Here is a 13,624-nt window from a genome sequence, read left to right as displayed (position 1 = left end):
CAAAGGAGCAGCATGGACACCGATCATTGGCCCGCCGACGCGGTGGCTGCCGTGACGCACCTCGACCCCTATCCGTACTACGCGGCGCTGGCGAGCGATCCGGCGCCCCGTTACGACGGGCGCCTTGGGCTGTGGGTCGCCGCGGATCCCGGCACCGTGCGGGAACTGCTGGCACACCGGGATTGCCGCGTGCGGCCGGTGCAGGAACCGGTGCCCGCGGCGCTGGCCGGGCCGGCGGGCGACCTGTTCGGCGCACTGGCGCGGATGAACGACGGCCCCCGCCATGCCGCGCCCAGGGCTGTGCTGCAAGAAGCACTGGCGGCATTGCCGGAGGCGGCCGCCGCACACCGCGCGGCAAGCGTCGCGGCGAACATGGTGCCGGAGCGGACGGGCGATGCCGCCGCGCTGAACGCCTTTGTCTTCGGCGTGCCGGTGCGAACGGTGGCCAGCCTGCTGGGTTTCGCGGACGGCGAACTGCCTCGCGTGGCGGCGCTGGTGGCCCGCTATGTGGCGTGCCTGTCGCCGCTCGCTTCGGCCAGCGAGATCGCGGCGGCGCACGAAGCGGCGCTGGCGCTGGCCGATGCCGTGCGCCGGCTGCTGCGGAATGGACGGCACGGAGGGAATTCAGCCTTGCTGGATGGAGTACTCGCCGCCCCATGGCCGGACGAGCACGCGCTGCTGGCCAACCTGGCAGGCCTGATGACGCAGACGCATGAAGCCACGGCGGGCCTGCTCGGCAATTGCATCGTCGCCCGGCTGCGCGGCGACGCGAGCGATCCCGCGGCGCTGGTGACGGCCGTGATGGAACGCGATCCCGCCATCCACAACACGCGCCGGTTTACCGCCGGCGAACTCTGTATCGCCGGCGTGCACGTGCCGGCGGGCCAGGCCTTGCTGCTGGTGCTGGCGGGCACGGCGCCCTTCGGCAACGGCCGCCACGCCTGCCCTGGCCAGGGCTTGGCGCGGACCATCGCCACGCAGGCCATGCATGCCTTGCAAAATGCCGTAACCCCGGGCGTGCAGTGGCGCTACAGGCCGTCGGTCAATGCCCGCATGCCTGTCTTTATCGTGGAGAGTAAATAATGATTGCCGTGATCTTCGAAGTGATGCCGCATCCCGAAAGCAAGCAGGCCTATCTCGACCGTGCGGCGGCGCTGCGGCCGCTGCTGGAAGGGATCGACGGCTTCATCTCCGTCGAGCGCTTCCAGAGCCTGGCCGATCCCGGCAAGCTGCTGTCGCTGTCCTTCTTCCGCGACGAGGCGGCGCTGCGGCAATGGCGCAACCTGGAGGATCATCGCGCCGCGCAGCAGGCCGGGCGCGGCGGGCTGTTTGCCGATTACCGCCTGCGCATCGCCGGCGTGATCCGCGACTATGGCCTGCACCAGCGGGAAGAGGCGCCGGCAGACTCGCGCACCCGGCATGGCTGAAACGCTTCGGGCGCGGCCGGGGCGCCGTCAGTACTTCCAGTTCAGCGTCACGCTGGCGTTGCGCGGCGCCGCGTAGTAGCTCTGGCTCCAGTACAGGCTCGTGAGGTAGCGCTTGTCCGTTACGTTGTTGACGTTGACGGCCACCGACAGGTGCCGGTCGATGTCGTAGCGCCCCATCAGGCCCAGCGTGGCGTAGGACGGCTGGCGGATCACGCCATTGGCTTCATTGCGGTAGATGTCGTCCTGCCAGCTGGCGGTGGCGCCCAGGCGCAGCCGCGGCAGCGACGGGATCTGGTACGTGGCGGACAGGCGCAGCAGGCGGCGCGGCATGTAGGTCTTGACGGTGTTGCCGTCCGGGTCTTCCAGGTTCATCACGGAGAAGCCCGCGCTGGCCTGCAGGCCCCTGGCCAGCTCGCCGGACAGGTCGAATTCGACACCCTTCGATTCGGCATCGATGCCGCGATAGTACGACTTGCCGGCGGTGGTCACGCCTTCCTGCTCGGCGGTGTTCAGCTGCTTCGTTTTGTAGACCGAGGCGGCGGCATTGAGCCTGCCGCCGAACCACTCGCCCTTGATGCCCGCTTCGGTGGTCCTGCCTTCCATCGGATCGAGCGTGACGCCGGCGGCATCCGTTTCACTTTGCGGGTTGAAGATTTCGGTAAAGCTGGTGTAGGCGGTCAGCGCCGGCGTCAGCTCGTAGGTCAGGCCCACATAGGGCGTGGTCCTGGTATTCGACTTGAACTTCGTGATGCCATATGCCGTGCCGGTGCTGTCCGCCTTCGTGTGCGTGACGCCGGTGATCAGCTTCAATGGATCGGTGATATTGAAGCGTGCCGCCACGTAGGCGGACTTGCGCCTGTCGACATAGGCACTGCCGTCGGTCGACGCATCGAACGCGGGTTCCGCATAGTTGCCGGTCCACTGACCGAGTGCCGGCAGGGCGGTACCGATGCCCTGGCCGTAGTGCGAGATGTCGTCCAGCGTGGAACGCGACCAGCTGGCGCCGAAGGTCAGCTCGTGCTGGCGGCCGCCCAGCGTGAACTGGCCGGTGGCGGAGGCGTCGACCAGGTTCTGCCTGAGCTCCGATGCGTACAGCGAAGGATACGAAGCCAGCCCGAGCCCCGTTACCGCATCCACGTCGCCATAGGTGTAGAACAGCTTGCCGTCGGTACTGATGGTGCTGCGCGTGGCGGTGACCTGAGCGTGCCAGCCGTTGCCGAACTGGTGCACCAGTTCCGCGAAGGTGCGCTGGTCGCTGACGTGGTTGCGGGTCCAGTCCGGCGCGGTCGAATAGCCGGTCGGCAGGTCGGTCGGCGTGCCGTCCGAATAGATCAGTGGCAAAGCGCCCCACATGGCGCCCTTCGTGTCGTTGACCTGGCTGGAGTGGCCGACCGACAGCGTGGTGTCTTTCGCCAGTTTTGCTTCCACCACGCCGTAGAACACCTTCTTCTTTGCCGAGTAGCGGTCCAGCCAGGAATCGCCATCCTCGTAGGCGCCGACGATGCGGGCCGCGATCGTGCCTTCCTCGTTCAGCGCGCCGGAGATGTCGGCTTCCACCCGTTTCGTGTCCCATGAGCCAGCGCTGACGCTGGCCGACGCCTGGAACGGGATCGTCGGGCGCTTGCGGATGAAGTTGACGGTGGCCGATGGATTGCCGGTGGCGGACATCAGGCCGTTGGCGCCGCGCACGACATCGACGCGGTCGTACATCACCGTGTCCAGGTCGCCCATCACAAGGCCGAAGACAAAGGGGGTACCGACGCCGTCGTACTGGAAATTGGTGATGTCGAAGCCGCGCGCCGTGTAATACGTGCGGTCGTTTTCCACGCGCTCGACGGTGACGCCGGTGACGGTTTCCAGCATGTCGTTGACGGAATCAAGCTGGAAGTCGTCGAGTTTCGCGCGCGTGACCACCGATACCGATTGCGGCGTCTCGCGCAGCGACAGGTCGAGGCGGGCGGAACCCGCGCTGCGCTGCGCCGTGTAGCTTTCCGCTTCCGCGCTGCCCTGCACGACCACCGTCTGCATGCGCTGCTCGGCTTCGTCGGGTTCCGGGGCGGCATGCGCAATGCCGCACAGGAGGGCAGCGGCAAGGGCGAACGGGGTAGGGCGTGGCAGGCGGGCGGGACGCAGCATGATATCCTTCGATGTAAATGAGAATTATTCTCATTTTAGCGAAAGAGACAAGCCATGCCTAGGTGCCTTGTCCGGCAAAACGGGTAAAACGGCGTAAAGGTGGTGTGTCCGGACGAACGTCAGTGCGCCTTCTTCTGCACCAGCGCGCTGCCGATGCCGTGGCGATGTCCTTCGCTGACGGCGGTCACGGTGCCGTCCGGATTGAATACCAGGGCGTTGGCCGCGCCGATCTCCTCCGGCTTGCCCGCCCAGCGCTGGCCGAACGGGGCCAGGCCGGCGGCCTGCGCGCTGCCGGTAAAGCCCGGCTCGATGTCAGTGGCCGCGCCGTTGCGTTCGGAGAGGCGGGGCGCATCGATGGCCTGGTCCATCCGCATGCCGAAGTCGACATGGTTGACGATCGTCTGCAGTACCGTGGTGATGATCGTGGCGCCGCCCGGGCTGCCGATCGTGAACGCCGGCTTGCCGTCCTTCAGCGCGATGGTCGGCGCCATGCTGCTGCGCGGGCGCTTGCCCGCTTCCGGCACGTTCGGGCCGGGTCCGGAAAACTCGAAGTCGGTCATCTCGTTATTGAGCAGGAAGCCATAGCCGGGCACCACGATGCCGCTGCCGCCCCACGATTCGATGGTGAACGTGTAGGCGACGATATTGCCGTCCTTGTCCGATACCGTGAGGTGCGTCGTGTGCGCGCTTTCCTGGCGCAGTTTCGCGGCGGGGACGGGACGCAGCGGCACGCTGGCATCCTGCTGGAATGGATACGGATCGCCGGCCGCCACGGGACCCGAGGCTGCACGGGCGGCGTCGATGGCTTTCCTGCGCTGTGCCGCGTACTCCTTGCTGAGCAGGCCGGCCACGGGCGCATCGACATATTCGGGATCGGCCAGGTACGCGTTGCGGTCGGCGAACGCAAGGCGGCTCGCTTCCAGGTACAGGTGCTCGGCCTGCGCGCGCGGCAGCGCTTTCAGGTCCCAGCCTTCGAGGATGTTCAGCGCCGCGAACACGGTCACGCCGCCGCTGCCGGGCAGCGGCATGCCATACAGTTCATAGCCGCGGTAGGTGCTGCGCACCGGCTGGCGGATGCGCGCTTCGTAGTTGGCCAGGTCGGCCAGCGTCATCGCGCCGCCGCGGACGGTCACGCCGGGGGCGGTGGCGGGGCGGTTGACGGCATCGACGATCGCGCGTGCCAGCGGCCCTTCGTAGAATGCCTTGACACCGCCTTGCGCCAGCGTGCGGTAGGCGCGCGCCAGGCCGGGATTCTTCAGCCGCGCGCCGGCCTGCAGCGCCTTGCCATCCTTCAGGTACAGCGCGGCGGTGGCGGGGAAGCGGCCGAACTTGCCGGTGTTTTCTTCGACCAGCCGGGAGAAATTGGCATCGACCGTAAAACCTCCGGCGGCCACCTCGATGGCCGGCGCCAGCACCTGCCGGAACGACATCGTGCCGTAGCGGCGCAGCGCTTCGTCCCAGCCGCGCACGGTGCCCGGCACGCCGACCGACTGGCCGCTGGCCACCACGGTGTCGAAATCCATCTCCTTGCCGTTGTCGAGGAAGACCGCGGGCGTAAATGCGGCTGGCGCGGTTTCGCGGTGGTCGATCGTGACGACGCGTTTTTCCTTTGCCAGGTACACCACCATGAAACCGCCACCGCCGATGCCGCAGCTGAACGGATCCGTTACGCCCAGCGTGGCCGCGGCCGCGACGGCGGCATCGACCGCGTTGCCGCCCCGGTCCAGGATCGCCAGCGCGGATTGCGATGCCCGCTCGCTGATCGTGGCGACCGCGCCGCCGGTACCGGTTGCGACCGGGGTTTTCGCGATGGCGACCGTGCCGATGGCGGTCAGGACGATGGTGGCGACGAGGCGTCTGGTCATGTATTGGCGGCGTTTCGCAGTGATTGTCGGGCTATCGTAACGCGCAAGCTTACCCGATAATCCGGCGGCGGCGCGTCCACGGCCGGCGGTTCGGGCGGCACCAGTTTTTCCAGCGCGAATGTCAATCCATCCTGCGTGAGCGTCGGCTTTGCGTTCGGCATGTTCTCGGCAAGCACGAAGTTGCGCGTGCCATGGCGGCCCGTCAGCTTGAACGTGTAGCTGATGTAGCCGGCCCAGACGCAGACCGCCCCCTGCCGGCAGCGGCTGTCGTTGATCCTTTCCAGTGTCAGGTGCGTGCCGGCGGCCAGCATCACGCTGTCGCCTTGGCCCAGCGCGTAGCTGGCGCTGGTCTTGCGTGGCTTGCGCTCCACCGTATCGGCCTGCGTGCTGTCGATGCTGCATGCCGCCACCATGCCGGCCATCAGCGCGCAGCCGACTATTCCGATGAGCCTGGCTTGCATATGTCCTCCGTGCGGCAAAGGCTGAACGGCAAGGTTATCAAATTGCCATGTCCTGCGTCGCACTGCTGAGCTATAGCTGCCCGGAAAACATCAATTCAGGAAATAAAGTTGCTTTAAAAAGGGGACGGACCCCATTTTTGAAGAAATATTTCCTCAAAAACAGGGTCCGTCCCCAGTTTTGAACGGTAAAAAACCCGGCGCGAAGGCCGGGTTCGAGGGGGAGCGGGGCGCCTTATACGTAGGCGGCCAGCGCGCCTTTCATCTTTTTCAGCGCGGCGGATTCGATCTGGCGGATCCGCTCGGCGGACACGCCGAATTCGTCGGCCAGCGTGTGCAGCGTGGCGCCGGAGCCGTCGTCGTTGGCCAGCCAGCGTGCTTCGACGATGCGGCGCGAGCGTGCATCCAGCTTGCCCAATGCGGTTTCCAGGCCTTCGGATTGCAGGCGCGTCACCTGTTCCGCTTCGAGCACCTTGGTCGGCTCCGACAGGTCGGACGACAGGTAGGCGATCGGCGAGAACTTGTCGTCTTCATCGTCGGTCGGCGCTTCCAGCGCGATATCGCGACCCGACAGACGGGTTTCCATCTCGATCACTTCTTCGCGCTTCACGTCCAGCGTTTTCGCCAGCGCGTCGATCTGGTCGGGCGTCATCGCATCCAGGCCGGTCTTGTGGCTGCGCAGGTTGAAGAACAGCTTGCGCTGGGCCTTGGTCGTGGCCACTTTCACCAGGCGCCAGTTCTTCAGGATGTACTCGTGCATCTCGGCCTTGATCCAGTGCATCGCGTACGACACCAGACGCACGTTCTGGTCCGGATCGAAGCGCTTCACGGCTTTCATCAGGCCGATGTTGCCTTCCTGGATCAGGTCGGCGTGCGGCAAGCCATAACCGAGGTAGCCGCGGGCGATCGACACCACCAGGCGCAGGTGCGACAGCACCAGCTTTTCCGCGGCCTTCAGGTCATTGTTATCCTTCAGGCGGCGGCCCAGCGAGACTTCTTCTTCATGCGTCAGCATCGGCAGGCGGTTAACAGCGGAAATGTAGGCATCCAGGTTACCCAGGTTGCCACTGAAGCCGAGTCCCAGTGCACTGCTGCCGGCTGGAACCAGGGCGGAGGGTGCGGACATCATATTCATTTTCATTCCTCGCTTGAAGTCTTGCATGGACCCGCTGCGGGATTGCAGCAGGACATTTGCGTACAGCATGCAGCGTTGAGCTTAATTCCGTCTTAACCACCGGCAAGCACCTCGTGTCAAGACCTGGTAAAGCTTTATCGTGTTCAACGTTGCGTTTAAACATATATTAGCACTCTCCGTCGGTGAGTGCCAATCTAGACAATTCAATGGCTCCGATAGCCTAATTACTATGGCTCGATACTAACCGTTAGGCCAGGAATGCGACCTGCCACCCTAATGTTACTGGGTAGAATTTGATCTGGATCAAAGGATTAGGGACAAGAGTATCGGCGCGTGACAACGAACTCTGTGCGAGAACGCACGGTCGTCCCGGAGGCCGTGTAGGAGCGCAGCCAACGTGGTTGTACGCCGGCAGGCAGGTGTGAACAAACAGATAAGGACAGTCTGCGCGATTGCAAGGGCAGACCGCCTTGAAAAAATGCTCAGGAAAGGCGCGCCAGCTGGCGGCGCACCGACAGCGCCGCACCGACCAGCCCGAGCCCCGCAGACAGCGCCAGCAGCAATGCCATCGCCAGCGGCTCGAGTGGTGCCAGCTGGAATTCGGACGCATACAGCCGGGCAAACTCGGCGATTGCCGTGTTCAATGGCCGCAGCGACAACGCCACTGCACCGAGCGCGACGGCGCCAGCGAACAGCCCCAGCAGTGCGCCGGTGTAATAGAACGGGCGCTGGATATAGGTATCGGTGGCGCCGATCAGCCGCGACACGAGGATTTCCTCGCGCTGCGTCAGTACCTGCAGCCGGATCGTATTAAACACGACCGCTACCACGACCGTGCCCAGCGTGGCCGCCAGCAGCAGCAGGCCCACGCGCAGCACGCCCAGCAGCGCGGCCAGCCGCTTGACCCACTCCGAATCGACCTGCACCGATTCGACGCCGGGGATGGCGCGGATGCTTTCCGCGATGTCATCCACATGCGCGCTTTCGGCAGCGCTCTGGAAAGCGTTCAGCCGAACGATATAACTGTCGGGCAGCGGGTTCTCCCCCAGCGTGTCGATGACGCCGGCCACGCCGTTCTTTTCCTGCAGTTCTTCCAGTGCCTTTTCGCGCGGCACGAACACGATCCGCGCATCCTTCGCCACCGCGCGCAGCGAGCCCGCCATGCCCTGCGTATGCTCGCGCGGCAGATCCTGCTTCAGGAAGACCGACAGTTCGGGATCGACGGCCAGCTGTTCGGACATCGGCCGGATATTGTCGAGCACCGTCACGCCCGCGAACGGCAGCGCCAGCGCGATCGCCACCACGAGGATGTTGAAGAAGAACGAGCCCGGCGCACGGCGCAGGTGCGCCAGCGCCGCGCCCAGCGCAAAGCCGTGTTGACGCAGCCACACGCTCATGCGGCCTCCGCCAGCAGTGCACCCTGCTTCAGGTGGATCACGCGGCTGGCACTGTCCAGCACCAGCTCGTCGTGGGTGGAAATCAGGCACGTCACGCCGGCCTTGTTGAAGGCGCGCAGCGCATCGAACACCTTGTTGGCGCTGGCGCGGTCCAGGTTCGCCGTCGGCTCGTCGGCCAGGATGATCTGCGGCCGGTTGACGATGGCGCGGGCGATCGACACGCGCTGCTGCTCGCCGCCGGACAGGGCCAGCGGGCTGGCGGCGGCGCGGCTCAGCAGGCCTACCTTGTCCAGCGCGGCACGGGCGCGCTCTTCCGCCTGGCCGCGCGGCAAGCCGGTGACCAGCATCGGCATCATCACGTTGGCCAGCACGGAGCGGTCGGTCAGCAGGCGCTGCTGCTGGAAAATCAGGCCCAGGTTGCGGCGCAGGAAGGGCACGCCGGCACTTTTCAGCCGGCCGATGTCGGTGCCGTTCACGGTGACCTGGCCCGACGTGGGGCGCTCCATCGCCGCGATCAGCTTCAGCAGCGTGGATTTGCCGGCGCCGGAAGGGCCCGCCAGATAGACGAGCTCGCCCTTGGCGACCGTCAGCGTGACATCGCGCAGCGCGGTGGTGTCGCCAGCGTATTGCTTGGTGACGTTGACGAATTCGATCATGGCTGTTTGCGCTCCCCAGCCATCAACCGAGCAGCGCTTCGACGAATTCCTCGGCGTCGAACGGCTGCAGGTCCTCGATCTTCTCGCCGATGCCGATGAAGTACACGGGCACCGGGCGCACGCGCGCGATCGCGGCCAGCACGCCGCCCTTGGCGGTGCCGTCCAGCTTGGTAATGATCAGGCCGGTCAGCTGCAGTGCATCGTCGAATGCCTTGACTTGCGCCAGCGCATTCTGGCCTGTGTTGCCGTCGATGACGAGCAGCGTTTCGTGCGGCGCCTCGGCCATGCCCTTGGCGATCACGCGCTTGATCTTCTGCAGCTCGTTCATCAGGTGCAACTGGGTCGGCAGGCGGCCTGCCGTATCGATCATGACGACATTGGTGCCCTTCGCCTTGCCGGACTGCACCGCGTCATACGATACGGCGGCCGGGTCGCCGGATTCCTGCGAGACCACGGTCACGTTGTTGCGCTGGCCCCAGACCATCAGCTGCTCGCGGGCGGCGGCGCGGAAGGTATCGCCGGCGGCCAGCAGCACGGACTGGCCGTGCGCCTGCATGTGCTTGGCGAGCTTGCCGATCGTGGTGGTCTTGCCGGCGCCGTTGACGCCGGAAATCATCATCACTGTCGGCTGGTGCCGGCCCAGCTCGAAGGATTTTTCGAGCGGGCGCAGCAGGTCGATCATCAAGGCCTTCAGCGCCACCTTGACGGCCGCCGCATCGGTCAGTTTGTCATCCTTGACCTTGCGCTTGAGTGCTTCGAGCAGGTAGCCGGTGGCATCGATGCCGGCGTCGGACATCAGCAGCGCCGCTTCCAGCTCGTCGTACAGGTCGTCGTCTATGCGGGCGCCGACGAACAGCAGCGACAGGTTGGCGGAGGTTTTCGACAGGCCGGCCTTGAGCCGGCCCATCCAGGACTGCTTGCTTTCCGGGCGTGGCGCCGTTTCGGCGTCGAAAACAAGCGGCGCCGCATCGGCATGGACGGGCGGCACGGGATCTGCGGAATGGGGAGCCGGGACGGGCGCCTGGTCCGCAGGTGCGGCCGGCGGCACGTCGGGCGTGACGGTTTTTTTCTTGAAGAAGCTGAACATGTGTCGTGGGGGCTGCGGCCGCTCGGGGCCGGTAACACGCTGGGAATGGTTTCTTGCGCCGGCTATTCTACCAGAGCGCTTCGGAAAACCTTGCTGAAAGGGTATTTTCGGTTTTTACCGGCCGGGCTTGCCCATGCCCGGCCTTTGCCCGGCCGCCGGGCGCCAGTTATTGAAGGTCAGGCCGCGGTGTGCCTGCGCTGGTCGCGGCGCCAGCTGGCCAGCGCGCTGGCCACGTCCGGCAGCGTCAGCACCTGCACGTAAGCGGGTACGCGCCGGCGCAGCGCGGCATTGCCGCCGCCAGCCCACAGCGCCACCGGTTCCGGCAGGCGGGCCCGCAGTTCCTTCAGTGCGTCCAGCACTTGGCGGGTGTTCATCGACGTCGAGAACGACAGCGTCACCACGTCCACCTGCAGTGCGCGGGCCGCGTCGACGATGTCGGGCAGCGGGGTTTGCGGCCCCAGCGAATAGCAGCCGGAGCCTTCCGCCACCATCAGCGCTTCGGACATCAACAGGCCGAGGCCATGCTTTTCCTGCGGCGTGGTCGTCAGCAGGATGCGCGGGCGCGGCGCACCGCCAAGTGGGTTGGCCGGCGGCATCGAGAAGATTGCACTGCGCAATACCATTTGCAGCGTTTCGGTGATCAGGTGTTCCTGCCATACGCCGAGGTCGCCGCAAGCCCACGAGTCGCCGATGGCGGCCGTCAGCGGGGCCATCAGCTCGATGACGAAGTTGCGCAAGCCCATCACCAGCAGCGCCTGTGACAGCTTGCGGCGCAGCGCGTCGCTGTCATGGCTGCGGCATAGTTCCAGGTAGGGGGCCAGTTCGGCGGCGTCCGGCAGGCGTGACCGGTTGCCCGCAGCGGTTTTCTCGGCCAGGGCATGCAATTCCTGCGTCGAGTACCCGATCACCTTGCCGGGCCGGAAGCCGAGATCGATCAGGCGCTTCACCAGGCGTAACTTGTATACCTGGTCGACCGGATACAGCCGTTCGCCGAACGGATCGCGTTCCGGCCGCGGGAACGCATACCGCCGTTCCCATACGCGCAGTGTTTCCTTGGCCACACCGGTGTCGCGCTCGACGTCGCTGATCGTGCACGGCATGGGCGAGAAAGACATCGGGTTATTCATCTGCGCGGAGTACTCCTGCTCTTGGGCGTGCAGCATTCTAATGCCTTTTCCAGGAGAAAAATTGCAGCCCTTCCCGGATGGCGAGGGGCGAAAAATGCATCCTGCGCGGCTTGTCCATGACATGGGCAGGCAGGATGCATGGATGTTTTTTATTTACAGCTTTCCACCGTGCATGTCGTGGACAAACGCCCTGCAAAATATTTATGCCATGGAACGCTCAGGCGCCCAGCCATGGCATGAAGTAGCGGCTCAACGGCACGGTAATCACGGCCAGCAAGGTCTGCAGTGTAATCAGCGACGCCATCAGGCGGGCGTCGCCGCCCAGTTGTTTCGCCATGATATAGGCGTTCGGCGCGGTCGGGAGCGCGCAATAGAAGCAGGCCGCCAGCGCAATCTGCGGCGACACCCCCAGCATCACGCAGACCTGGGCCGCCAGCAAGGGCATCACCAGCAGTTTCAGCACCGACGTTACCGCGAGTGCCGCCGGGCGCGCGCCGTCGAGCGAGAACACCAGCCCGCCGCCGACGCACAGCAGGCCCAGCGCCGTGGCGGACTTGCCGAGGATGTCGAGCGTGTTCATCAGCTCTTTCGGCAGGGCGATGCCGAGCATGCTGACGAGCACCCCCGCCAGCGTGGCCTGGATGATCGGGTTCCGTGCCAGCGTCTTGCCGACGCTGGCCATGTTCGGCTTGCTGCCGCTCCACCACGCCAGGGCAAGGACCGACAGCGCATTCACTACCGGCAGGCACAGCGCCAGCGCCAGCATGACCAGCGACGCCGTTTCGGCCGGGAAGAACAGGGCTGCCACGGCCAGGCCGAAATAGGTATTCGGACGCATTGCCCCCTGCATGACCGACGAGCGGCTGGGGCCCGGCAGGCCGGGCAGCAGCAGCAGCGCGGCCAGCGTCAGGAGCACCACGACGAACGTGGGCAGCAGCGTGGCAAGCGCCAGCTCGCCAACCTCGCCGCCTTCGAACGACAGCCGGGCGGTGCCGGCAAATAGCATCGCCGGGAAGGCTATGTTGTAGGCGAATTTCTCGATCGACGGGAAGAATTCGGCCGGCATCCAGCCGAAGCGGCGGATCGCCACGCCCAGCAGGATGATCAGGAAAACGGGGAGGATGGAAGCAAGCATGATGCGATTCTAATAGGGACTTTCAGCCGTCAATCCGCCGATATGCCGGATGGGCCGACGCGGTGCGCGTTCGGCGTGCTGGAAATGCGGATGCGGATCAGGTGGCGGTCCGGGTCTGTATACATGGCGCGGCCGTGCAGCGTGCGGTGGTTGTCGGCCCACAGCAGCGTGTCGTCCGGCAACTGGCGCACGAAGCGGGGCGCGCGCTCTTCGACGATCTCGTTGAGCAGGCGCAGTGCGGCGACCAGTTCGGCAGTGGCCAAGTCGGGCCTGGCTGCAAGCCCTTTTTCAATTGAATCGTAGCGCCACCGCATCGCCCGGCCGTCGGCATGGAAAACGGGTGCGTAGAATAATTCGATTCCGTCGTCGCCGGCGGCATACACCGAGGGCACGCGGAACGGCACCTGCGTTTCGCACAGCAGCGCGTAGGCGGCGCGGCCGGCCGAGGTTTTCTGCAGTTCGGCGACGATGTCTTCGACGTCGATCAGCAGCGATTCGCCGCCATTGCAGCGTGCCGAGGCAACCACGTAGAGCAGGAACTGCTCTTCCGGCATCGGGTAGAACGAGGAATCGGTATGCATGTCCGCATTGCCGGTGCGTTCGGAGAACGTGACGAATTTCGACTGGCTGCCGGGGCGGGCGCGCACGTCCCACGCGACGCGTTTGGTGCGCTGGTCGGTCGACGTGGGGAAACCCTGCGTCAGCGCGATCGCATACAGCACCGCATTGCGGTGCGCTTCGGACAGGCCGGCAAGGCCCAGGCCCGTGATGGCCAGGCCGCGTGCCTTGCGGGCGGCCATATGCGCGGCGAAATCGCGCAGCGTCGGCACGGCCAGCAGTTCGCGCTGCAGCGCTTCCTCGTCGGGATGCGGATAGAAACCGTTGCCGTTGAAATCGTCGAAGTGGCGCTCGACGATGGCGATGATGCGGGGCAGGTCGTCGCCCCAGGAAAAATTGGTCTGGACGACAGCGATGTTGCCGGATTGCTCAATGGACGAAAACATGGAAGCTCCTGAACTGTAATTGCCACACGGCAATAAAGACCGCATTCTGGAGCAGGTAAAAATTTTCTTCAAGAAATTTTTGATGCATCGCAGCAAAGACACAGGTTTATTTGTGAATTATTTGCTGCTGAAGCCCTGCAATGGCGGGGAAGTTTGTTCACTCTGCAACACCTTGCATTCATGCATCAATGTTTCTT

At 65.1% G+C, this 13,624-nt stretch carries 12 protein-coding genes; 2 read left to right on the top strand and 10 right to left on the bottom strand.

Annotated features, from left to right (window positions below; all coding sequences use genetic code 11):
* The first annotated feature begins 12 nt into the window (after window positions 1–12).
* On the top strand, window positions 13–1,083 hold the full coding sequence (locus ACY34H_RS19430; RefSeq protein WP_464979107.1) for a cytochrome P450: 1,071 nt from the start codon (window positions 13–15) through the stop codon (window positions 1,081–1,083).
* Window positions 1,083–1,427: an antibiotic biosynthesis monooxygenase family protein gene (locus ACY34H_RS19425; RefSeq protein ID WP_464979106.1), complete on the top strand. Its 345-nt coding sequence runs from the start codon at window positions 1,083–1,085 to the stop codon at window positions 1,425–1,427. Before ACY34H_RS19430 ends, ACY34H_RS19425 begins: the two co-directional genes overlap by 1 nt.
* A gap of 27 nt (window positions 1,428–1,454) precedes the next feature.
* Here ACY34H_RS19425 and ACY34H_RS19420 read toward each other — a convergent pair whose 3' ends face one another.
* The 10 genes from ACY34H_RS19420 to ACY34H_RS19375 form a co-directional block, all read right to left on the bottom strand.
* A complete protein-coding gene (locus tag ACY34H_RS19420) occupies window positions 1,455–3,563 on the bottom strand; it encodes a TonB-dependent siderophore receptor (RefSeq protein WP_464979105.1) in 2,109 nt (702 codons plus the stop codon).
* 119 nt (window positions 3,564–3,682) lie between these two features.
* Window positions 3,683–5,428, bottom strand: a complete 1,746-nt coding sequence (gene ggt, locus ACY34H_RS19415) for a gamma-glutamyltransferase (RefSeq protein WP_464979104.1) — start codon at window positions 5,426–5,428, stop codon at window positions 3,683–3,685.
* On the bottom strand, window positions 5,425–5,889 hold the full coding sequence (locus ACY34H_RS19410; protein WP_464979103.1) for a hypothetical protein: 465 nt from the start codon (window positions 5,887–5,889) through the stop codon (window positions 5,425–5,427). Before ACY34H_RS19410 ends, ggt begins: the two co-directional genes overlap by 4 nt.
* A gap of 232 nt (window positions 5,890–6,121) precedes the next feature.
* Window positions 6,122–7,015 carry an RNA polymerase sigma factor RpoH gene (rpoH, locus tag ACY34H_RS19405; RefSeq protein WP_464979284.1) on the bottom strand — a complete coding sequence of 298 codons (894 nt, stop codon included), beginning with the start codon at window positions 7,013–7,015 and terminating at the stop codon, window positions 6,122–6,124.
* Window positions 7,016–7,503: 488 nt separating this feature from the next.
* Window positions 7,504–8,418: a permease-like cell division protein FtsX gene (ftsX, locus tag ACY34H_RS19400; RefSeq protein WP_464979102.1), complete on the bottom strand. Its 915-nt coding sequence runs from the start codon at window positions 8,416–8,418 to the stop codon at window positions 7,504–7,506.
* The gene (locus ACY34H_RS19395) at window positions 8,415–9,074 is read right to left on the bottom strand and encodes a cell division ATP-binding protein FtsE (RefSeq protein ID WP_464979101.1); all 660 of its coding nucleotides are present in this window, start codon (window positions 9,072–9,074) and stop codon (window positions 8,415–8,417) included. The genes ftsX and ACY34H_RS19395 overlap by 4 nt, the downstream gene beginning before the upstream one ends.
* A 22-nt stretch (window positions 9,075–9,096) precedes the next feature.
* The gene (ftsY, locus tag ACY34H_RS19390) at window positions 9,097–10,161 is read right to left on the bottom strand and encodes a signal recognition particle-docking protein FtsY (RefSeq protein ID WP_464979100.1); all 1,065 of its coding nucleotides are present in this window, start codon (window positions 10,159–10,161) and stop codon (window positions 9,097–9,099) included.
* A gap of 176 nt (window positions 10,162–10,337) precedes the next feature.
* On the bottom strand, window positions 10,338–11,324 hold the full coding sequence (locus ACY34H_RS19385; protein WP_464979099.1) for a MerR family transcriptional regulator: 987 nt from the start codon (window positions 11,322–11,324) through the stop codon (window positions 10,338–10,340).
* Between the two features lie 181 nt (window positions 11,325–11,505).
* A complete protein-coding gene (locus tag ACY34H_RS19380; RefSeq protein ID WP_464979098.1) occupies window positions 11,506–12,423 on the bottom strand; it encodes an AEC family transporter in 918 nt (305 codons plus the stop codon).
* Between the two features lie 29 nt (window positions 12,424–12,452).
* The gene (locus ACY34H_RS19375; protein ID WP_464979097.1) at window positions 12,453–13,427 is read right to left on the bottom strand and encodes a TauD/TfdA family dioxygenase; all 975 of its coding nucleotides are present in this window, start codon (window positions 13,425–13,427) and stop codon (window positions 12,453–12,455) included.
* Window positions 13,428–13,624 lie beyond the last annotated feature (197 nt).

The organism is Pseudoduganella sp. jia 9, from assembly GCF_055502615.1.
The sequence above is the reverse complement of the archived record's forward strand: the minus strand, read 5'-3'. Positions and strand labels throughout refer to the sequence as shown.

Coding starts and splice junctions, on each gene's coding strand:
- ggt (WP_464979104.1), bottom strand. CDS start 5,428: ATGACCAGACGCCTCGTCGCCACCATCGTCCTGACCGCCATCGGCACG.
- ACY34H_RS19425 (WP_464979106.1), top strand. CDS start 1,083: ATGATTGCCGTGATCTTCGAAGTGATGCCGCATCCCGAAAGCAAGCAG.
- ACY34H_RS19410 (WP_464979103.1), bottom strand. CDS start 5,889: ATGCAAGCCAGGCTCATCGGAATAGTCGGCTGCGCGCTGATGGCCGGC.
- ftsY (WP_464979100.1), bottom strand. CDS start 10,161: ATGTTCAGCTTCTTCAAGAAAAAAACCGTCACGCCCGACGTGCCGCCG.
- ACY34H_RS19420 (WP_464979105.1), bottom strand. CDS start 3,563: ATGCTGCGTCCCGCCCGCCTGCCACGCCCTACCCCGTTCGCCCTTGCC.
- ACY34H_RS19385 (WP_464979099.1), bottom strand. CDS start 11,324: ATGCTGCACGCCCAAGAGCAGGAGTACTCCGCGCAGATGAATAACCCG.
- ACY34H_RS19395 (WP_464979101.1), bottom strand. CDS start 9,074: ATGATCGAATTCGTCAACGTCACCAAGCAATACGCTGGCGACACCACC.
- ACY34H_RS19375 (WP_464979097.1), bottom strand. CDS start 13,427: ATGTTTTCGTCCATTGAGCAATCCGGCAACATCGCTGTCGTCCAGACC.
- ftsX (WP_464979102.1), bottom strand. CDS start 8,418: ATGAGCGTGTGGCTGCGTCAACACGGCTTTGCGCTGGGCGCGGCGCTG.
- ACY34H_RS19430 (WP_464979107.1), top strand. CDS start 13: ATGGACACCGATCATTGGCCCGCCGACGCGGTGGCTGCCGTGACGCAC.
- rpoH (WP_464979284.1), bottom strand. CDS start 7,015: ATGATGTCCGCACCCTCCGCCCTGGTTCCAGCCGGCAGCAGTGCACTG.
- ACY34H_RS19380 (WP_464979098.1), bottom strand. CDS start 12,423: ATGCTTGCTTCCATCCTCCCCGTTTTCCTGATCATCCTGCTGGGCGTG.